At 70.1% G+C, this 20,092-nt stretch carries 19 protein-coding genes; 7 read left to right on the top strand and 12 right to left on the bottom strand.

Going from position 1 to position 20,092, the window contains the following annotated elements; all coding sequences use genetic code 11:
• Positions 1 to 53: 53 nt before the first annotated feature.
• From TSO221_RS12570 to TSO221_RS12550, 5 genes are all read right to left on the bottom strand, one after another.
• Positions 54 to 500, bottom strand: a complete 447-nt coding sequence (locus tag TSO221_RS12570; RefSeq protein ID WP_109118840.1) for a PRC-barrel domain-containing protein — start codon at positions 498 to 500, stop codon at positions 54 to 56.
• A gap of 57 nt (positions 501 to 557) precedes the next feature.
• Positions 558 to 1,529 carry an Hsp33 family molecular chaperone gene (locus tag TSO221_RS12565; protein ID WP_109118839.1) on the bottom strand — a complete coding sequence of 324 codons (972 nt, stop codon included), beginning with the start codon at positions 1,527 to 1,529 and terminating at the stop codon, positions 558 to 560.
• On the bottom strand, positions 1,526 to 2,458 hold the full coding sequence (argF, locus tag TSO221_RS12560) for an ornithine carbamoyltransferase (RefSeq protein ID WP_109118838.1): 933 nt from the start codon (positions 2,456 to 2,458) through the stop codon (positions 1,526 to 1,528). Before argF ends, TSO221_RS12565 begins: the two co-directional genes overlap by 4 nt.
• Complete coding sequence (locus tag TSO221_RS12555) at positions 2,455 to 3,621, bottom strand: aspartate aminotransferase family protein (protein WP_199229467.1); 1,167 nt, start codon at positions 3,619 to 3,621, stop codon at positions 2,455 to 2,457. Before TSO221_RS12555 ends, argF begins: the two co-directional genes overlap by 4 nt.
• A 498-nt stretch (positions 3,622 to 4,119) precedes the next feature.
• Positions 4,120 to 4,923, bottom strand: coding sequence for an ABC transporter permease (locus tag TSO221_RS12550; RefSeq protein WP_109118837.1), 804 nt, complete (start codon positions 4,921 to 4,923; stop codon positions 4,120 to 4,122).
• 79 nt (positions 4,924 to 5,002) lie between these two features.
• Here TSO221_RS12550 and TSO221_RS12545 point away from each other — a divergent pair, with 79 nt between their 5' ends.
• On the top strand, positions 5,003 to 5,569 hold the full coding sequence (locus TSO221_RS12545) for a RecX family transcriptional regulator (RefSeq protein WP_109118836.1): 567 nt from the start codon (positions 5,003 to 5,005) through the stop codon (positions 5,567 to 5,569).
• Positions 5,570 to 5,703: 134 nt separating this feature from the next.
• On the opposite strand, the gene rpmB is transcribed toward TSO221_RS12545, so the two are convergent.
• From rpmB to TSO221_RS12525, 4 genes are all read right to left on the bottom strand, one after another.
• Complete coding sequence (rpmB, locus tag TSO221_RS12540) at positions 5,704 to 5,997, bottom strand: 50S ribosomal protein L28 (protein WP_109118835.1); 294 nt, start codon at positions 5,995 to 5,997, stop codon at positions 5,704 to 5,706.
• 179 nt (positions 5,998 to 6,176) lie between these two features.
• Complete coding sequence (locus TSO221_RS12535; protein ID WP_109118834.1) at positions 6,177 to 6,971, bottom strand: phasin family protein; 795 nt, start codon at positions 6,969 to 6,971, stop codon at positions 6,177 to 6,179.
• A 192-nt stretch (positions 6,972 to 7,163) separates the two neighbouring features.
• On the bottom strand, positions 7,164 to 8,165 hold the full coding sequence (meaB, locus tag TSO221_RS12530) for a methylmalonyl Co-A mutase-associated GTPase MeaB (protein WP_109118833.1): 1,002 nt from the start codon (positions 8,163 to 8,165) through the stop codon (positions 7,164 to 7,166).
• Between the two features lie 39 nt (positions 8,166 to 8,204).
• Entirely contained in the window at positions 8,205 to 10,043 is a 1,839-nt protein-coding gene (locus TSO221_RS12525; RefSeq protein WP_109118832.1) for an ABC transporter ATP-binding protein/permease, read from the bottom strand.
• A gap of 164 nt (positions 10,044 to 10,207) precedes the next feature.
• Between TSO221_RS12525 and TSO221_RS35375 the strand changes: the two genes are divergently transcribed.
• From TSO221_RS35375 to TSO221_RS12515, 3 genes are all read left to right on the top strand, one after another.
• Complete coding sequence (locus TSO221_RS35375) at positions 10,208 to 10,360, top strand: hypothetical protein (RefSeq protein WP_158284072.1); 153 nt, start codon at positions 10,208 to 10,210, stop codon at positions 10,358 to 10,360.
• Positions 10,361 to 10,499: 139 nt separating this feature from the next.
• Positions 10,500 to 12,926 (top strand): methyl-accepting chemotaxis protein, encoded by a 2,427-nt coding sequence (locus TSO221_RS12520; RefSeq protein ID WP_109118831.1) that lies wholly within the window; start codon positions 10,500 to 10,502, stop codon positions 12,924 to 12,926.
• A 146-nt stretch (positions 12,927 to 13,072) separates the two neighbouring features.
• Positions 13,073 to 13,432: a hypothetical protein gene (locus TSO221_RS12515; protein WP_146208790.1), complete on the top strand. Its 360-nt coding sequence runs from the start codon at positions 13,073 to 13,075 to the stop codon at positions 13,430 to 13,432.
• Between the two features lie 6 nt (positions 13,433 to 13,438).
• On the opposite strand, the gene TSO221_RS12510 is transcribed toward TSO221_RS12515, so the two are convergent.
• On the bottom strand, positions 13,439 to 14,308 hold the full coding sequence (locus TSO221_RS12510; RefSeq protein WP_109118829.1) for a LysR family transcriptional regulator: 870 nt from the start codon (positions 14,306 to 14,308) through the stop codon (positions 13,439 to 13,441).
• Between the two features lie 130 nt (positions 14,309 to 14,438).
• Here TSO221_RS12510 and bla point away from each other — a divergent pair, with 130 nt between their 5' ends.
• Entirely contained in the window at positions 14,439 to 15,329 is an 891-nt protein-coding gene (bla, locus tag TSO221_RS12505) for a class A beta-lactamase (RefSeq protein ID WP_109118828.1), read from the top strand.
• Between the two features lie 140 nt (positions 15,330 to 15,469).
• On the opposite strand, the gene clpB is transcribed toward bla, so the two are convergent.
• Complete coding sequence (gene clpB / locus TSO221_RS12500; RefSeq protein ID WP_109118827.1) at positions 15,470 to 18,076, bottom strand: ATP-dependent chaperone ClpB; 2,607 nt, start codon at positions 18,074 to 18,076, stop codon at positions 15,470 to 15,472.
• A gap of 246 nt (positions 18,077 to 18,322) precedes the next feature.
• On the opposite strand from clpB, the gene TSO221_RS12495 reads away from it, so the two are divergent.
• Both TSO221_RS12495 and TSO221_RS12490 read left to right on the top strand, forming a co-directional pair.
• Positions 18,323 to 18,835, top strand: coding sequence for an NUDIX domain-containing protein (locus TSO221_RS12495; protein ID WP_199229466.1), 513 nt, complete (start codon positions 18,323 to 18,325; stop codon positions 18,833 to 18,835).
• 73 nt (positions 18,836 to 18,908) lie between these two features.
• Positions 18,909 to 19,676, top strand: coding sequence for an MOSC domain-containing protein (locus TSO221_RS12490; protein WP_109118826.1), 768 nt, complete (start codon positions 18,909 to 18,911; stop codon positions 19,674 to 19,676).
• Positions 19,677 to 19,685: 9 nt separating this feature from the next.
• Here the strand turns inward: TSO221_RS12490 and TSO221_RS12485 are convergent.
• On the bottom strand, positions 19,686 to 20,092 hold a 407-nt coding region (locus TSO221_RS12485; protein ID WP_109118825.1), incomplete at its 5' end, for a DUF4167 domain-containing protein.

The raw sequence follows: 20,092 nt of genomic DNA, 5'->3' as shown, positions 1-20,092 counted from the left end.
ATACCCCCGGCGCCGCGCCGCACCAAGCCGGCGCGGCGCCGGAAGGAGTCCTATCAGTAGCTCCCCTTCGGGCGGTTCAGCGACACCACGCTGCCGTCGTAATGGTATTCGGGCAGGTTGGCGATCTGGTCACGGGTCGTGTTCATGGCGACCAGAGCGTTGTGGTCGCCCGACCAGCGCAGCTTGTCGACGTCGAGCGCCACGTTGTGTTCGCCGATGCCGAGGAAGCCGCCGGCGCCGATCACGACGTGCGATGCACGGCTCGAGTTTTTGCGCAGCAGCACGTCCTCGACCTCGCCGATCTTCTGGCCATTGTTGGTGATGACGTTCTTGCCCATCATCTCCTGCGGAGTCAGCGAGGCGACGCTCATGGTGTTTTGCTGGGTGAGCGGCTGCGAGGCCTGCGAGGATGACCCGCCGAACAAGTCGTTCGTCTGCGCGCAGCCGGCGGTGGACAGCAGCGCAAAGGCCGACAGGAACACAAAGGCTGACGTGCGCATGGCGCACCTCCCCCTGACAATTGTTGACAGGGGGAGAACAGCCCGTGCGGCATTACCTCACGCGGAGGAGCCGCCTTTCCCTTCGTACACCTTGTCCAGTGCGGCGTCGTCGAAGCGGTAGGCGGTGGAGCAGAACTGGCAGACCACCTCCACCTCGTCGGTGCCGTCGACCTTCATGGTCTCGACTTCCGCGCGGGGCAGGTTGGAGAGCATGGTCACCACCCGCTCGCGCGAGCAGCGGCAGCCGAAGCGCAGGTGCGACGGCGGCCACACCCGCACGCCGTCCTCGTGGAACAGGCGGAACAGCAGCTCGTTGGCGCGCAGGTCCGGGTCCAGCAGCTCGTCCGACGTGGTGCTTGCCATCAGCACCATGGCGCGGCGCCAGCCGTCCTCGGCGTCGCTGGAGAGCTGCACCCCGGCGCCCGGCTGCTGCTCGGGCAGGCGCTGCAGCATGATGCCGCCGGCCCGCCAGTGGCCCTGGTCGCTCTTGCCGACCGTCACGGTCAGGCCGGTGTCGATCTGCTCCGACTGGCGGAAGTAGTGCTGCACGCAGTCGGCCAGCGTCTTGCCGTACAGCTCGACGATGCCCTGGTAGCGGTCGGTGTGCTGGCCCTGGTCCACCGTGAAGGCGATGTGGCCCTTGCCGAGCAGCGCCGGGGCCGGGGCGATGTCCACGTCGTCGCCGGCCTTGCGCAGTTCCTCCTCGTCGAACTGGGCGTAGGCGCGCACGTCGCCCACCGAGGTGACGTCGACCACCATCAGCTTGATGGGGCCGTCGCCCTTGGTCTGCAGCGTGAAGATGCCCTCGTACTTCAGCATGCTGGACAGCAGCACGGCGAGCGTCATCGTCTCGCCGAGGAACTTCGCCACCGCGTCGGGGTAGGCGTGGCGGGCGAGGATCTCGTCCAGCGCGGGCCCAAGCCGCACCATGCGCCCGCGCAGGTGCGACGCCTCGATCTGGAACGGCTGGACGAGGTCGTCCACCGCCGGATTCTGAGGGGCCGGATTGGTCACCGCCGCGTCCGTCATGCGTCCATGCACCAGGCCAGGACCGCCTTCTGAGCGTGCAGGCGGTTCTCCGCCTCGTCCCAGACGGCCGACCGCGGGCCGTCGATGACGGCGTCGGTCACCTCCTCGTTGCGGTGCGCTGGCAGGCAGTGCAGGAAGATCCCGTCCGGCTTGGCCAGCCCCATCAGGCGCTCGTTCACCTGGTAGGGGCCGAGCGCGTCGTAGCGCTCCTGCTTCTCCTCCATGGAGTGGTTCATCGACACCCAGGCGTCGGTGACCACGCAGTCGGCGCCGCGCACCGCCTCCTCGGGGGTGTCCATGTTGACCACCGCGCCGGTGCCCTCCGCGTTCGCCCAGTCCATGAGGGCGGCCGGCGGGCGCAGGGGCTTCGGGCAGGCGAGGCGCAGCGTGAAGCCGAAGCGCACGGCGGCGTGCACCCAGCTGGTGGCGACGTTGTTGGCGTCCCCGGTCCAAGCGACGATGCGGCCGGCGATGGGGCCGCAACGCTCCTCGAAGGTCTGGATGTCGGCCATGATCTGGCAGGGGTGCGATTCGTTGGTGAGACCGTTGATCACCGGAACAGCCGCGTGCGCGGCGAGTTCCTGGAGGCGGGTCTCCGGCCCGGTGCGCACCATGATGGCGTCGACGTAGCGCGACAGCACGCGCGCGGTGTCGGCGATGGTCTCGCCGCGGCCGAGCTGCATGTCGTCGTGCTTCAGCACCACGACGTTCCCGCCGAGCTGCATCATGCCCACCTCGAACGACACGCGGGTGCGGGTCGACGGTTTCTCGAAGATCATCGCCAGCGTCCGGCCGCGCAGCCGGTCGGCGTAGGCGGCGCGGTTGCGCTTCATCGTCGCGGCGTCGTCGAGGATGGCGCGCAGCGTGGCGGTGTCGAAGTGGTGCAGATCCAGAAAATGTCTGATCGTCTTGTTCTGGGGCGCGCTCATGACGCCAGCTCCCGTGCGGTGCGGTCGAGAATGCCGATCGCTTCGTCGACCTCGGCCTCGCCGATGACGAGCGGCGGCAGCAGCCGGACCACGTTGTCGCCCGCGGCGACGCTCAGCAGGCCGTTGGCGCGCAGGCGTTCGATGACGGTGGTGTTGGTCGGCACGGACTTCAGGCCCAGCAGCAGGCCCTTGCCCCGCACCTCGGTGAAGATGGCGGGGTGCTTGCGCACCAGATCCTCCATGCGGCGCTGGAGCACGCCGGCGATGCGCTCCACGCCGTCGAGGAAGCCCGGCGCCAGCACGACGTCGAGCACGGCGTTGCCCACCGCCATGGCCAGCGGGTTGCCGCCGTAGGTGGAGCCGTGCGTGCCGCCGGTCATGCCGACCGCGGCCTTCTCGGAGGCGAGGCAGGCGCCGAGCGGGAAGCCGCCGCCGATGCCCTTGGCCACCGCCATGACGTCGGGGGCGACGCCCGCCCACTCGTGCGCGAACAGCTTGCCGGTGCGGCCCATGCCGGTCTGGATCTCATCCAGCATCAGCAGCAGGCCGTACTCGTCGCACACGGCGCGTAAGCCCCGCAGGAAATCCTCCGAACCGACGCGGATGCCGCCCTCGCCCTGCACCGGCTCGACGCAGATGGCGGCGGTCTCCGGCGTGATGGCGGCGCGCACCTCGTTGAGGTTGCCGAAGGCGACCAGGTCGTAGCCCGGCACCAGCGGGCCGAAGCCCTTGACCAGCTTCTCCTGCTGCGCGGCGGAGATGGCCGAGGTGCTGCGGCCGTGGAAGGCCTGCTCGAAGGTGATGATGCGCCAGCGCTCGGGGTGGCCGGTCTCGTACTGGTACTTGCGGCAGACCTTGACCGCGCACTCCCACGCCTCGACGCCGGAGTTCGTGAAGAACACCGTGTCGGCGAAGGTGGCGTCCACCAGCCGCTGCGCCAGCCCGTACTGCCCGGCGGTGCCCGCGGCCTTGAACAGGTTGGAGATGTGCCAGACCTTCTGCGCCTGCTCGGTCAGCGCCTTGACCAGATGCGGGTGCGCGTGGCCGAGCGCGTTGACGGCGACGCCCGACGCGAAATCCAGGAATCGTCGCCCGGCGGTATCGAAGAGATACGCGCCTTCACCCCGCTCGAACTCGATGTCGGGACGGGAGTACGTGGGCATGACGACCGGAATCACGGGCATTCCCCCAATAAAAAAGGGTCCGGCGGGCACCCCGCCCGACGGAAGGCGGCCACTATCCTGAGATCACTTCGCTCTGTCAACGGATGGGCTACGCCGTCAGGGCATGGCGGGGCTTCGCCGTGGTTGGATGAGACGCCGTGAAACGCTATGAAACGCGATTCGGGGAGGTGTCTCATTTGAGGGTGCCGCTGCGGTTTATCGCTCAATTTATAGGAAATATAGCCTATCACGTTTTCGGTGGCGCGGACAACCCGATATCGATGTCCTACGGGGGCGGTGCGCGTGGTCAGTTGAGGCTAAGCGCGATAGGCGTCGTGTTAGGCACCTGCCCACCTTGTCCAAGAACTTCTTTGGCCGTCATCCCCGCGAAGGCGGGGATCCAGGGCGCTTTGCAGCCTTGTGGCTTTGCCAACTCTTCTGGATCCCCGCCTTCGCGGGGATGACGAGTGGAGAAGGTGCTTGATTTACGCCAAGCTCCTACGCCTTCAGCTTGTACCCGGTGCTGAGCATCCGCCACGCCAGCCACCACAGCCCGGCGTTGATCGCCGCCATCACCGCGATCCCCAGGCCCAGCGTGCCGTCCGAGCGGCCGATGAAGCCGTAGCGGAAGCCGTCGATCATGTAGAAGAACGGGTCGAGGTGGGCCAGCCACCAGAACACCGGCGGCAGGCTCTCCACCGAATAGAAGGTGCCCGACAGGAAGGCCAGCGGCGTCACCACGAAGTTGGTCACCGCGGCGATGTGGTCGAACTTCTCCGACCAGATGCCGCCGACGAGGCCGAGCAGCGACAGCAGCATCGACGCCATGATCGCGTGGTAGACGACGAAGCCCCAATGCGCCACGTGGTACGGCACGAACAGCCGGATCGCCACCGCGGTCACCAAGCCGACCAGTACGCCGCGGGTGACGCCGCCGCCGACGAAGCCCAGCACCAGCTCCAGCGGCGCCATCGGCGGCATCAGGATGTCGACGATGTTGCCCTGCACCTTGGAGATGACGATGGAGGACGAGGTGTTGGCGAAGGCGTTCTGCGTCATCGCCATCATGATCAGGCCGGGCGCCAGGAACTCCATGTAGGGCACGCCGCCGACCACCCGCACCGCACCGCCCAGCGCCAGCGCGAACACCGCGTAGAACAGCAGCGTGGTGACCACCGGCGCCCAGACGGTCTGCTGGTGCACCTTGATGAAGCGCCGCACCTCGCGGGCGTAGAGCGTCCACAGGCCGACCCAGTTGACGGAGCCGACCGTGCGCGGCATGGGAGGAAGCGGATGAGTCATCGTTTCACGTTGTACGCTGGGGCGTTGGAGATTAGGGCGCGGATCGCGGTGCCGCAACCCGCCGCGAGGAAAGGCTGTCATGACGGACGACCAGAAAGGCTCCAGGGAGAGGCCCCCGCCGAAGCGGGTGACGCCGCAGTACCTGGAGAACGCGGCGCTGCACTACCTGGAGCGCTTCGCCAGCTCGGCCGCCAACCTGCGGCGCGTGCTGATGCGCAAGGTCGAGCGCTCGGCCCAGGCGCACGGCACCGACCGCGAGGAGGGCGCCGGCTGGGTGGACGCGCTGATCGAGCGCTACCGGCGCAGCGGCCTGCTCGACGACGCCGGCTACGCCCGCATGAAGGCGGAGAGCCTGCACCGCCGCGGCGCCTCGACCCGCGCCATCCGCGAAAAGCTGGCTGCCAAGGGGGTGGGGCGGGACCATGTCGACCAAGCGCTCGGCCGGGTGGAGGAGGACGTGGAGGGCGACCTCGACCTCACGGCCGCCCTGGCGCTGGCGCGGCGGCGGCGACTCGGACCGTACCGGTTGCCGGAACTGCGTGCGGCGCACCGGGAGAAGGACCTGGCGGCGCTGGGGCGGGCGGGGTTCGCCTACGACATCGCACGGCGAGTCGTGGACGCGGCGGATCCGGACAGCGTGGAATAGGGTAATTCACCCTCCCTCGCCGGAGGCGAGGGAGGGCTCAAGGCACGCGCCCAAACGAGAAAAGCCCGCCACGGTGATCCGCGGCAGGCTTGCGGCCGGGGAGCTCGCGTCTCCCCGGCGATCCCGGTGCCGGATTAGGCGGCGGCCTTTTCCAGGGCCTTGGCGATGCGGCGCTTCAGGCGGCGCGCGTCGAGGCTCAGGACCGCGTCCTTGGCGTCGAGCAGGAAGGCGTCGAGGCCGCCCTTGTGCTCGATCGTGCGGATCGCGTTGGTGGACAGGCGCAGGCGGACCGACGTGCCGAGCGCGTCGCTCAGCACCGAGGTCTCCTGGAGGTTCGGCTGGAAGCGGCGGCGGGACTTGTTGTTGGCGTGCGAGACGTTGTTGCCAAACTGCGTGCCCTTGCCGGTCACGGAGCACCGACGAGCCATCGGACGGTTCCTTCGTTTTAACAATGTAAATCCGGTCTCGGACGGCGCTCCGTCCAGAGAAGGCCGGCGTTATAGTCGAACAAGCGCGCGCCCGTCAAGGCAGGAAGACTCCGGCGCGCGCCCGATCGGGATTCGGAGACCGACGCCCCCGGCCGGCGGAGGCGTCGGTGATGCCGGTGTCACTCGGCGGCGACGGCCGGCTTGGTCTCGGCCTTCACCTCGGCCTTGACCTCAGCCTTCGGGGCCGGGGCGGGCGCCGCGGCGGCGGGCTTCGCTTCGACCTTGGGGGCTTCGGCCTTCGGGGCCTCGACCTTCGCCGGGGCCGGAGCGGCGGCCTTCGGAGCCTCGGGCTTGGCGGCGGGCTTCACCTCGGCCTTCGGGGCGGCCTTCGGGGCGGGCGCGGCCTTCTTGGCGGCCGGCTTGGCGGCGGCCTTCGGGGCCGGCTTCCTCTCCTCGGCCTTCGCCGGGGCGGCGACGGCCTTCGGGGCCTCGGCCTTCACCTCGACCTTGGCAGCGGGAGCCTTGGCGGCGGGCTTCGGCTCGGCCGTCTTCACCTCGGCCTTGGCGGCGGGAGCCTTCGGGGCCGGAGCCGGGGCGGCGGCCTTCGGAGCCTCAACCTTGGCCGGGGCGGCCTTGGCGACGGCCAGGGGAGCGGCGGCCACTGGGGCGGCGACCTCGGCGGCGATCTTCTGCGACAGCTCGACGAAGGCCTTCACGTTCTCGGCGGCGCGGGTCGAGGCGGTCACCAGCAGGGTGCGCTGCAGCTCGGCGACGTCGGCCGGGCTGCGCACCTTGCCGAGGTCCTGGACGAGCTTGGCGGTCTCGCCGAGCTGGGCGGTGACGCCCTCGGCCCAGCGGCGGGCGCCGTCCTGGATCAGGCCGGCGATGCGGGCCGAACGGGCGGCGGCGGTCTCGGCGTTGCTCTTGGCCAGCGCGCCGGCCTGGGCGTAGATGTCCAGAAGGTTCGTGCTCATGGATGAAGTCCCTCGAATACTGAGTGAGTTAAAGGCGATCCCGGCCGGCCGCCCCGGATAACTCACGGACAAGACCCTGCCTCGGTGCCGAGCAGAACGGCACCCGCACTTCGCCGAGCGTCAGGGTAGGGATCCGGATACCGCAGTGCAACAGAAATATTGCGCTGCGGCATAATCCGTCAATCGGCCCCATCAATCGGAGTTGGTCACCGGCCGCCCCAGGAAGCGCTCCAGCAGCGTGCGCGCCGCGGCGGTGGGGATGTGGGTGCCGGCGGTGACGGAGGCCTCCAGCGCCGGCAGGGCGGCCTGGACCTGCGGGTGGCGGCGGAAGGCGTCGAGCAGCGTCTCGCGGATCTCGCTCCACAGCCAGGCGCGGGCCTGCTCGGCGCGGCGCTGGGCGCGCAGGCCGGCCTGCTCCATGGCGGCGCGGTGCTCGCCGATGGTGGCCCATACCGCGTCGATGCCGCTCTTGTGGAAGGCCGAGCAGCTCAGCACCGGCACCCGCCACGCCCCGCCGTGGCGCAGCAGCGCCAGCGCGTGGCGGTAGTCGGCCACCGTGTGGCGGGCGGTCGATGCCAGGTCGCCGTCGGCCTTGTTGACCACCACCACGTCGGCCAGCTCCATGATGCCCTTCTTGATGCCCTGCAGCTCGTCGCCGCCGGCCGGGAGAAGGAGGAGCAGGAACAGGTCCACCATGTCGGCGACCGCCGTCTCCGACTGGCCGACGCCGACGGTCTCGACGACGATGACGTCGAAGCCGGCGGCCTCGCAGACCAGCATCGCCTCGCGCGTGCGGCGGGCGACGCCGCCCAGCGTCGAGCCGGCCGGCGAGGGGCGGATGAAGGCGTTCGCGTCGCGCGACAGGTCCACCATGCGCGTCTTGTCGCCGAGGATCGAGCCGCCGGTGCGCTGCGACGACGGGTCGATGGCGAGCACCGCCACCTTGTGGCCCTGGCCGATGACGTGCAGCCCGAACGCCTCGATGAAGGTCGACTTGCCCACCCCCGGCACGCCCGAGATGCCGACCCGCACCGAGCGGCCGGTGTGCGGCAGCAGCGCCTCCAGCAGGGCCTCGGCGTCGGCGCGGTGCGCCGGGTTGGCCGATTCGATCAGCGTGATGGCGCGGGCCAGCGCGCGGCGCTCGCCGCGGCGGACGGCGTCGGCGAGGGCCTTGGGGGAGGTGGGCGTCGTCATGGCCGCCAAACTAGCGGCCGGCCTGCGCAAGGGCAACGCTCAGGTCGGCGCCAGAACGCCCGGCACCGGCTCCGGCCCCTGGCTGGAATCCTGCTGGCGCGCCCACAGCGCGGCGTAGGCGCCGCCCAGGGCCAGCAGGTCGGCGTGCCGGCCGCGCTCGATGATGCGGCCCTGCTCCAGCACGATGATCTCGTCGGCGTCCACCACGGTGGACAGCCGGTGCGCGATCACCAGCGTGGTGCGGCCGCGGCTGACCTCGCGCAGGTTGGCCTGGATCTCGCGTTCCGTGTGGGTGTCCAGCGCGCTGGTCGCCTCGTCGAACATCAGGATGGCGGGGTTCTTCAGGATGGTGCGGGCGATGGCGACGCGCTGCTTCTCGCCGCCGGAGAGCTTCAGGCCGCGCTCGCCCACCGTGGTCTGGTAGCCGTCGGGCAGCGCCATCACGAAGTCGTGGATGTGCGCCAGCCGCGCCGCCTCCTCGACCTCGGCGGGAGAGGCGGAGGTGCGGCCGTAGGCGATGTTGTAGAAGATGGTGTCGTTGAACAGCACGGTGTCCTGCGGGACGATGCCGATGCCGGCGCGCAAGGACGTCTGCGTCACGTCGCGGATGTCCTGGCGGTCGATCAGGATGCGCCCGGCCGAGGTGTCGTAGAAGCGGAACAGCAGCCGGCTGATGGTCGATTTGCCCGCCCCCGACGGACCGACGATGGCCACCGTCTTGCCCGCCGGCACGGTGAAGCCGACGCCCTTGAGGATCGGGCGGCGCGGGTCGTAGCCGAAGGAGACGTCCTCGAACACGATCTCGCCGCCGGTCACCACCAGCGGCTTGGCGCCGGGCGAGTCGGCGATCTCGCGCTCGACCGACAGCAGCTTGAACATCTGCTCCATGTCGGCCAGCGCCTGCTTCATCTCGCGGTAGACGAAGCCGAAGAAGTTGAGCGGCTGGTAGAGCTGCAAGAGGTAGGTGTTCACCAGCACGAAGTCGCCGATGGTCATGCTGCCGCGCACGATGCCCTGCGCCGCCATCGCCATCACCACGGTCAGGCCGACGGCGATGATCGCCGCCTGCCCGACGTTCAGCAGGGACAGCGTGCGCTGGCTTTTCACCGCCGCCGCCTCGTAGCCGCTCAGCGCCTGGTCGTAGCGGCGCGCCTCGTGCTCCTCGTTGCCGAAGTACTTGACCGTCTCGTAGTTGAGCAGGCTGTCGATCGCCTTGGTGTTGGCGCGGCGGTCCTCCTCGTTCATCTGGCGGCGGAACTTGGTGCGCCACTCCGACACGGTGAAGGTGTAGAGGATGTAGGCGGTCACCGTGACGAAGGTCGCCAGCGCGAACCAGCCGTCGAACATCCGCCACAGGATGACGGTGACCAGCGCGATCTCCACCAGCGTCGGCGCGATGGAGAACAGCGAGAAGCGCAGCAGCGTCTCGATGGCCGAGGTGCCGCGCTCCAGCGAGCGCGACAGGCCGCCGGTCTGCCGCTCCAGGTGGAAGCGCAGGCTGAGCGCGTGCAGGTGGCGGAAGACGCTGAGCGCCACCCGCCGGATGGTGCGCTGCCCGACCTTGGAGAAGATGGCGTCGCGCAGCTCCCCGAAGGCCAGCGACAGCACGCGCGCCGCGCCGTAGGCGAGGATCAGCCCGACCGGCACCGCCACCACCGCGCGCTCCGGCGTCGCCGTCAGCGCGTCGATGGCGTGCTTGAAGTAGAGCGGGATGACGACGGTCGCCGCCTTCGAGGCGATCAGGAACAGGAAGGCGACGGCGACGCGCGCCCGCATCTCCACGGAATCGCGCGGCCACAGGTAGGGCAGCAGCATGCGGAGCGCACCGCCCTCGCCGGGGCCGGGCATCGTGGGCGATTCGGGGGCGGGAGCGAGCATGGACGGCGACCGGACTTGGAGGGAGAATGGGGGAAAAGCGGCGTGCTCCCGCTAACCTAGGCGCGCCGGACGGTTTCGCAAAGGCGGCGGGCATGCGTTAACGGTTCTGTTGCCATGTCCGTGCTTCCCTCAGGTCCTGTCCCAGTCCCGCCGGAGCCGCCGCCATGACCCGTTTCGCCGTCCTCGCCCTCGCCCTGACGCTTCTCGCCGGCTGCGGCGTGGTGAGCGGGGCGGCCAGCGTCGTCGGCACGGCGGTGAGCGTCACCACCTCGGCGGTCGGCACCGCCGTGGACGTGGTGACCGCGCCCGTCCGGTAGAAGGGGGGAGTGTCTCCATCTTGTCCCAGTCGTTCGTATAGGGTTCAGTAACCCATTTGGGATATGTTACCCCACCGCCGATGGGGCTTTGCGGGTTCCGCCAGCCGCGGCCGCGCTTTTGCTGTTGGGAAGATCGATCATGCAACAAGCCAGCTTTGCCGGCCGCTTCAAGGTAGCGACGCGGATTTCCGGCGGGTTTCTCTCCGTCCTGGTGCTCCTGGTGCTGCTCGTCGTGATCGGCGTGCAGGCGATGGGCACGGTGGAGCGGCAGTTCGACGGCTACGCAAGTATCGCCGACGGCACGCTCCAGGTGTCGGAGATCGCCGGCACCGTGGCCGACATGCGCCGCAACGCGCTGGCCTTCTCCAACACCGGTGACGACGCGGCGCAGAAGCGTGTGCTGGAGTTGCAGGACGCCCTGAAGACCGGCCTTGCCGCCGCCGTGGCGAAGGCGACCGATCCGGCGCGGCGTGCCAGCCTGGAACGGATGAGCCGCATCCTCGACGCCTACTCCCAGCAGTTTGCCAAGATGTCGCAGGCCCGCGACAAGCGTGACGACCTGATGTACCGGGTGCTGACCCCGGCGGGCGAGGCCGCGCGCAAGGGCCTCGCCGACATCTTCAAGGCGCTGAAGGACCGCAACGAGCACCAGGCCGCGGTGCTGGCCGGCACGGCGGTGGAAGACGTGCTGACCATGCGGCTGTTCGCCGCGCGCTTCCTCATCGACGCCGAGATGAAGTGGGTCGAGCAGTTCCGCCAGCGGGCCGCGCTGCTCGTCGCCAACACCGAGGCGCTGCAGGCGCAGCTCCAGGATCCGGCGCTGAAGACGATGGCCGCCGAGGCGCTGGACGGCGTGCGCAAGTACCTGCCGGCCTTCAACGAGACGGTGGAGGCGGTCAACGAGACCACCCGCGTGGTCGCCCAGATGGGCCGCGACGTCGCGGAGTTCGCCCAGATCGCCGAGGCGACCAAGGCGGCGGCGCTCGAGTTGCTGGCCAAGACCATGATCGAGATCGACTCCGGGCTGGCCCGCACCGCCAACACCAACATCGCCGTCGGCATTGCCGCGGTGCTGGTCGGTCTGCTGCTGGCGTGGCTGGTGGCGCGCTCGATCGTCCGCCCGGTGCGGGCGATGACCGAGACCATGACCAACCTGGCGCACGGCGACCTGACCGTGACCATCCCGGCGCTGGCCGACAAGGACGAGATCGGCGAGATGGCGCAGGCGGTCCAGGTCTTCAAGGACAACGCCATCGAGAAGAAGCGCATGGACGAGGCCGAGCGCGCCCGCCTGGAGGCCGAGCGTCAGGCCGCCGAGGCGCAGCGGGCGCGCGAGCAGGCTATCGGCCACGAGATCGCCGAGCTGATCGACGGCGTCTCCAAGGGCGACCTGTCGAAGCGCATCGACCTGGACGGCAAGGACGGCTTCTACCGGACCATGTCGGAGGGCATCAACCGCCTGACCGACACCGTCGAGGGCGTCATCGCCGACATCGGCGCGGTGTTGGGCGCCCTGGCGCAGGGCGACCTCAACACCCGCATCGAGAAGGACTACCAGGGCGCTTTCCAGCGCCTGAAGACCGACGTCAACGCCACCTCGACCAAGCTGGGCGAGATCGTCGGGCAGATCACCCTGGCCGCCGACGCCATGGCGGGGGCGGCGTCCGAGGTGTCGATGGGCTCCACCGACCTCGCCGAGCGCACCGAGCAGCAGGCCTCCAACCTGGAGGAGACGGCGGCGTCGATGGAGGAGCTGGGCGCCACCGTGCGCTCCAACGCCGACAACGCCCAGCGCGCCAACCGCATGGCCGAGGACGCCAGGAAGGCGGCGGAGAACGGCGGCAACGTCGCCGGCTCGGCCATCGAGGCGATGCGGCGGATCGAGGACGCCAGCCGCAAGATCACCGACATCATCGGCGTGATCGACGAGATCGCCTTCCAGACCAACCTGCTGGCGCTCAACGCGGCGGTCGAGGCGGCGCGGGCCGGCGATGCCGGGCGCGGCTTCGCCGTGGTGGCGCAGGAGGTGCGGCAGCTCGCCCAGCGCTCCGCCCAGGCGTCAAAGGAGATCAAGGGCCTGATCCTCGCCAGCGACAGCCAGGTGCACGACGGCGTGGATCTGGTGCAGAAGGCCGGCGACGCGCTGCAGGGCATCGTGTCGGGCGTGCAGGGGGTGGCGTCGCTGATCGCCGAGATGGCCTCGGCCTCGTCCGAGCAGGCGAGTGCGCTCGACGAGATCAACGCCGCCGTGGCGCAGATGGACGAGATGACGCAGAAGAACGCCGCGCTGGTCGAGGAGACCACCGCCGCCGCCCAGGCGATGGCCGGTCAGGCCGGCGACCTGAAGGCGCTGGTCGGCTTCTTCAAGCTGGATCAGGCGGCGGTCGCCCGCCCGGCGGCGTGGCAGGCCCCGGCGGCCAAGCCGGCGCGTCCGGCCGCGGTGCAACGGGTGATCAAGCCGACCCGCCCCGCCCAGGCGCCGCGCCCGGCCGCGGCGCCCAAGGCGGCGGGCGGCACGCTGCGCCACGCCGGCGACGCGCCGGACGACGATTGGAAGGAGTTCTGAGCCGCAGCCGGCTCGACCGAACGATCAAGGGGACCATCCGGTCCCCTTTTTCGTGCCGGACCCCTGTCGGCTCTGGACCGGCGGGTGGCATCGGGTGTTTCATGGATGGGTCGTCGCAACGCTGTGCCGTATGGGCAGAGGGCGTCATGTCTCGGAAGATCGTTGGGGTTCTGTTGGTCAGCGCCGCGTTGGCGCTGCTGACCACACCTGCGTCCGCACACGGTGCGCGCGTGGGGATCGGCGTCGGCATCGGATTCCCGGTGTTCGCCTACCCGCCGCCGATCTACGTACCGCCGCCGCGCGTCGTCTACTATCCGCCGCCACCGGTGGTCTACGCCCCGCCGCCCTCCGGCCTGTACGCCGACCCGACCGGTCCGGCCTACGTCGGCCCGAGCGGCGCCTATTGCCGCGAGTTCCAGACCTCCGCCGTGATCGACGGTCGACGGCAGCCGATGCATGGCACGGCCTGCCAGCAGCCGGACGGCTCCTGGCGCGTGGTGCGGTAGGGCAGGTCAGGCCTCGGACGCCAGCCAGTCGCGGAACGCCGTCATCGCCGGCGTGAGCGGGCGGGACTTCAGGCGCGCCAGCCAGTAGCTGCCCAGCGACGCGTGGACGTCGAAGGGCTGCGCGATGCTGCCGATGGACAGCCGCCGCGCGAACATCAGCGGTGGTGCGAGGGCCACCCCGGCGCCCTGCAGCGCCGCCTCCATCATCGCCAGCGACGAATCGAAGACGATCCCCCTCACCAGCGGCGCCGGGGCGACGACGCCCGCCGCGGCGAACCAGCTGCCCCACTCGTCCGCCCGGTAGGAGCGCAGCAGGGTTTCCTTCAGCAGGTCCGCCGGCTCCCGCAGGCGCGCTGCGATCTCGGGCACGCACAGGGCGGACAGCGGCGCTTCGAACAGCTGCACGGCGTCGGTGCCGTGCCACGCGCCGTCGCCGAAGCGGATGGCGTAGTCCAATCCCTCCGCCGCCATGTCGACGCGGTTGTTGTTGGTGGACAGCCGCACGTCGACGAACGGATGCGCCTCCTGGAAGCGCGGCAGGCGCGGCAGCAGCCAGCCGACGGCGAAGGTACCGACCGCGCCGACCGTCAGGATTTCACGGACCCGCCCGCCCTCGAACCGCTCCAGCATGTCCGCCATGCGGTCGAAGGAGTCGCGCAGCACCGGCAACAGCGCCTCGCCCTCCGGCGTGATCATCAGGCCGCGGGGCAGGCGCTTGAACAGCGTGACGTTCAGCCGCTGTTCCAGGACTTTGACCTGATGGCTCACCGCCGCCTGGGTGACGCACAGCTCGATGGCGGCGCGGGTGAAGCTGAGGTGCCGTGCCGACGCCTCGAAGGCGCGCAGCGCGTTGAGCGGAAGGTGCGGCCGAACCATCGAAGCCCAAATCCAATTTATGGCTCGCCCTAGATAACGTGGTTTGTGCGGGGCGTCCAACCTCCGTACGCTCCTGGCGTGTTCGACAACCATGGCGTGTTGGTGCGCCGTGAGGGGAGGTATCGTGACGATGATTCTGACGCGGCGCGGGTTTTCCGCGCTGGTGGGAGCTCTGGCCGCCGGGGGCGCGCTGGCGCGGCCGGGCATCGCGCTTGCGGCGGGCAAGGCCGACAAGGATTTGGGCGGCACGCTGGCGGCGCTGGAGAAACGCATCGACGCGCGGCTGGGCGTCGCCGTGCTGGACACCGCGACCGGGCGCTCCTGGGGGCATCGCGCCGACGAGCGCTTCCCGATGTGCAGCACCTTCAAGGCGCTGGCCTGCGGCGCGGTGCTGGCGCGGGTGGACGAGGGCAAGGAGCGGCTGGACCGCCGCGTGCGCTACACGGCCGGCGATCTGGTGACCTACTCTCCGGCGACCAAGGAGGGTGTCGGTGCGGGGATGACGGTGGCGGAGATCTGCGAGGCGGCGATGACGCTGAGCGACAACACCGCCGCCAACCTGATCCTCGACAGCCTGGGCGGACCGGTGGCGCTGACGGCGTTCGTGCGCTCGCTGGGCGATGCCGTCACCCGTCTCGACCGGCGGGAGACCGAACTCAATACGGCCATCCCTGGCGACCCGCGCGACACCACGACGCCGGCCGCCATGGCGGGCAGTCTCCGGGCGCTCGCCGTCGGGGACCACCTGTCCGCATCGTCTCGTGAGCAGTTCAACGCATGGATGGTGGCGACCAGGACCGGCGACGCGCGGCTGCGCGCCGGATTGCCGAAGGACTGGCGCATTGGCGACAAGACCGGCACCGGCGACCACGGCACGGCGAACGACGTCGCGGTGATCTGGCCGCCGGGGCGCAAGCCGCTGGTCGTCAGTGTCTACGTCACGCAGACCAAGGCCTCGCTCGACGACCGCAACGCGGCCATCGCCGAGGTCGGGCGGTTGGTGAGGGAGTTGGTGGTGTAGGCGCCGCCGCGGTCCCTCCCCCAGCCCCGCTGGGGGAGGTTAGGTGGGGGCAACGGCGTCGGTGGCTCGCATGGATTCTCGAATGCACCGTTGCCCCCACCCAACCCTCCCCCGCCGGAGGCAGGGGAGGGCAGAGGCCTTTACTTGGCCGAACGTACCGGCGCGGCAACCGGCTGGCCGTTGATGGTCAGAGCGCCGGCCTCCGCGGAGACCGTCACCGTGTCGCCGTCGGCGACCCTGCCCTCCAGGATCATGGTCGCCAGCGGGTTCTGCAGCTCGCGCTGGATCACCCGCTTCAGCGGCCGGGCGCCGTACACCGGGTCGTAGCCGGCCTCGGCCAGCCAGTCGGTGGCGGCGGGATCGACCTCCAGCGCGATGTCGCGGTCGGCCAGCATCTTGGTCAGCCGGCCCAGCTGGATCCTGACGATGCCGCCCATGTGGCCGCGGGTCAGGCGGTGGAACAGCAGAACCTCGTCCAGGCGGTTCAGGAACTCCGGCCGGAAGCTGGCGCGGACCACCTCCATCACCTCGGACCGGACGCTGTCGATGTCCTGCCCCTCGGGCATCGCGGCGATGACGTCGGAGCCGAGGTTCGAGGTCATGATGATCAGCACGTTGCGGAAGTCCACCGTGCGGCCCTGGCCGTCGGTCAGGCGGCCGTCGTCGAGTACCTGGAGCAGCACGTTGAAGACGTCCGGGTGCGCCTTCTCGACCTCGTCGAACAGCACGACCTGATAGGGCCGGCGCCGCACCGCCTCGGTCAAGGCACCGCCCTCCTCGTAGCCGACGTAGCCCGGGGGGGCGCCGATCATGCGGGCGACGGAGTGCTTCTCCATGTACTCGCTCATGTCGAGGCGGACCATGGCGGTCTCGTCGTCGAACAGGAACTCGGCCAGCGCCTTGGTCAGCTCGGTCTTGCCGACGCCGGTGGGGCCGAGGAACAGGAAGGAGCCGATCGGGCGGTGCGGGTCCTGCAAGCCGGCGCGGGCCCGGCGGATGGCGTTGGACACCGCGACGATGGCCTCGTCCTGGCCGACCACGCGGGTGGCCAGCCGCTCCTCCATCTTCAGGAGCTTCTCGCGCTCGCCGGCCAGCATCCGGTCCACCGGCACGCCGGTCCAGCGGCTGACCACGGAGGCGATGTCGGTGTCGCGCACCTCCTCGTTCAGCATGCGGGACTGCGACGCCTGTTCGGCGTCCTTCAGGGCCTTCTCCAGGCCAGGGATGACGCCGTAGGTCAGCTCGCCCGCCCGCGCCCAGTTGCCGGCGCGCTGGGCGTTGTCCAACTCGGTCCGGGCGTGGTCGAGGTCCTCCTTGATCTTCTGCGCGCTGTTCAGCTTGTCCTTCTCGGCCTGCCAGCGGGCGGTCAGCTCGGTGGACTTCTGCTCCAGCTCGGCCAGCTCCTCCTCGAGGTCGTCGAGGCGGTTCCTGGAGGCCTCGTCGGTCTCGCGCTTCAGCGCCTCGCGCTCGATCTTCAGCTGGATGATGCGGCGGTCGAGCTCGTCGATCTCCTCCGGCTTGGAGTCCACGGCCATGCGCAGGCGGCTGGCTGCCTCGTCGATCAGGTCGATCGCCTTGTCGGGCAGGAAGCGGTCGGTGATGTAGCGGTTGGACAGCGTGGCGGCCGAGACGATGGCGCCGTCGGTGATGCGCACGCCGTGGTGCACCTCGTAGCGCTCCTTCAGGCCGCGCAGGATCGAGATGGTGTCCTCCACCGTCGGCTCCGACACGAACACCGGCTGGAAGCGCCGGGCCAGCGCCGCGTCCTTCTCGATGTGCTTGCGGTACTCGTCCAACGTGGTGGCGCCGACGCAGTGCAGCTCGCCGCGCGCCAGGGCGGGTTTGAGCATGTTCGACGCGTCCATGGCGCCGTCCGCCTTGCCGGCGCCGACCAGCGTGTGCAGCTCGTCGATGAACACCACGATGTCGCCGGCCGCGGCCTGGATCTCCGCGAGGACGGCCTTCAGCCGTTCCTCGAACTCGCCGCGGTACTTGGCGCCGGCCACCATGGAGCCGAGGTCGAGCGAGAGCAGCTGCTTGTTCTTCAGCCCCTCCGGCACGTCGCCCTTGACGATGCGCTGGGCGAGGCCCTCGACGATGGCGGTCTTGCCGACGCCGGGCTCGCCGATCAGGACGGGGTTGTTCTTGGTGCGGCGGGCGAGGACCTGGATGGTGCGGCGGATCTCCTCGTCGCGGCCGACGACGGGGTCGAGCTTGCCCTCGCGCGCCGCCTCGGTCAGGTCGCGCGCGTACTTCTTCAGCGCGTCGTAGCCCTGCTCGGCCGAGGCGGTGTCGGCGGTGCGGCCCTTGCGGATCTCGTTGATGGCGGTGTTGAGCGCCTGCGGGTTGACCTGGGCGGTCTTCAGCACGCGCGCCGCCGGGGTGCCGTCGGCCATGGCCAGGGCCAGCAGGATGCGCTCGGCGGTGACGTAGCTGTCGCCGGCCTTCTCCGCCACCTTCTCGGCCTGCTCGAAGACGCGCGACAGCTCCGGCGTGATGCCGCGCAGGCCGGCGCCCGAGCCTTCCACCTTCGGCAGCTTGTCCAGCTCGGCATCGACGCCGCTGAGCGCCGCGGCGGGGTCGCCGCCGGCCTTGCGGATCAGGTTGGCCGCGAGGCCTTCCTTGTCGTCGAGCAGGGTCTTCAGCAGATGTTCTGACGTGAGCAGCTGGTGCCCCCGGCGGAGCGCAAGCGTCTGCGCCGCCTGAACGAAGCCGCGGCTGCGTTCGGTGTACTTCTCGAAATCCATGACCTAACTCTCCATGCTTCGCCGACCGTCCGCCAGGCAGCCCGGTCAGCCTCGACCCACGCGACATGTGCGATCCAGGAGGATGCTGTGGTAGATATGGCGAGGAGCCCGGCCTATGCAAGACCACCCGGAGCGGAGGGTTATTGCCCGCGCGAACGATGGGGGTAATCACCCGTCGCCGCTTCCGGCAGGGTGGGGAAACGCCTACCGTGAGGGCTTCCCCGCCCCGCGCACGGCCCCACCGCAATGACCGACCTCACGCTGCCGACGCCCGTCATGCCGCACCCGCTGAATCCCCTCCGCCTCGCCTGGCACGCCCGCAGGGCGTGGCACCGGGTGGCGCGGCCGCTGACCATGGGGGTGCGGGCCATAATCATTGATAGGGGCATTGTTGACGGCGAGCGCGTGCTGCTGATCCGCCACAGCTACGTCCCCGGCTGGCACCTGCCCGGTGGCGGCGTGGGGAAGGGCGAGACGCTGGTCGAAGCCATGAGGCGCGAGGTGCGCGAGGAGGTCGGGCTGACGGTCGAGGCCGCCGTGCAGCCCCTGGGCATGTACGCGCGCTTCCGCAGCGGGGCCAGCGACCACGTCGCCGTCTTCGTCGCCGAGCGCTGGAGCGGCACGCCCAAGGCCGACGGCTTCGAGATCGTCGAGGTGGCGTTCTTCCCCCTCGACCGGCTGCCGGAGGACGCCACCGCGTCCACCCGCCGCCGCCTTGCCGAGTATCGCGGGCTGGCGCCCCCAGCCGAGCACTGGTGACAACCGAGCACTGGTGATACTTTTGTTGCACTGCGGTTGACAGGACCGGGCGAGCCGCAACAGATACTATCGTATGACCACCGTCGCCGCCATCCGCCGCTACCCCATCAAGGGGCTGAGCGCCGAGGATCTGCCCGCCGTCGAACTGACGGCCGGGCGGACGCTGCCCTTCGACCGCACCTACGCGATCCTGCACGGCCCCGCCGCCGAAATGGACCAGGAGGGCTGGCGGCCGAAGTCCGAGTTCTTCACCCTGGTGCGCAACGAGAAGCTGGCGGCGCTCGACACCGAGTTCGACACGGAGACGAGCGCGCTGACCATCCGCCGCAACGGCCGTCCAGTGGCGCGCGGCCGGCTCGACCAGCCGATGGGCCGCACGCTGATCGAGCAGTTCTTCGCCGCCTACATGGCCGGTGCCGCGCCCGGCGCGCCGAAGATCGCGGAAGGCAAGGGCTTCGCCTTCACCGACAAGGAGGCGCCGATGGTCTCCCTGTTGAACCTGGCCAGCGTGCACGACCTCGAGCGGCTGACCAAGGAGCCGGTCGATCCCGGGCGCTTCCGCGCCAACCTGTGGCTCGACGGCCTCGCCCCCTGGGTGGAGCGCGACTGGGCGGCCGGCACGGCGATCCGCGTCGGCGCGTCGGTGCTGGAGGTGGTGCAGCCGGTCGGCCGCTGCGCCGCCATCGACGTGGCGCCGGCGGGCACGCCGGAGGGCGGCTCACGCGCGTTGAACCTGCTGACGGCGATGCGGCGCGGCCTGGGGCACACGCACTGCGGCGTCTACGCGCGCGTCGTCACCGGCGGCCGGGTGGCCGTCGGTGACGCGGTGGAGCTTGGGTAGGCGGAACCCTCAGGCGTTGGCGGCGGCGCGCTCGTCGCCGCCGTCGGAGTCGGCCTCGACCTCGGGCTGCTCGTACTCCTCCTGATCCTGGTTCGGCTGGTGCGGCTGGCCGTGGGCCTGTCCGTTGCCGCGACCGTCGCGCTGACGGTTCTCCGACTCCTGGATCTGGGTGATGATGCGGAAATAGTGCTCCGCATGCTGGAGGTAGTTTTCCGCCTGGATGCGGTCGCCCGACGCCGCGGCGTCGCGGGCCAGCGCCAGGTACTTCTCATGGACCTGCCAGGCGTTGCCGCGGATGCGGACGTCCGGGCCGTTGCTGTCGAAGGTCTGGTGCCGCAGCGGGACGTTCTGGCGACGGTTGGCGTTGTTGCCGCCACCCCCGCCGCCGCCACCCCCGCCACCGCCGCCACCACCAC

The sequence above is a fragment of the Azospirillum sp. TSO22-1 genome (genome assembly GCF_003116015.1).
Classification (GTDB): domain Bacteria; phylum Pseudomonadota; class Alphaproteobacteria; order Azospirillales; family Azospirillaceae; genus Azospirillum.
Note: the sequence above shows the minus strand (reverse complement) of the source record. Positions and strands in the feature narration are given on the sequence as shown.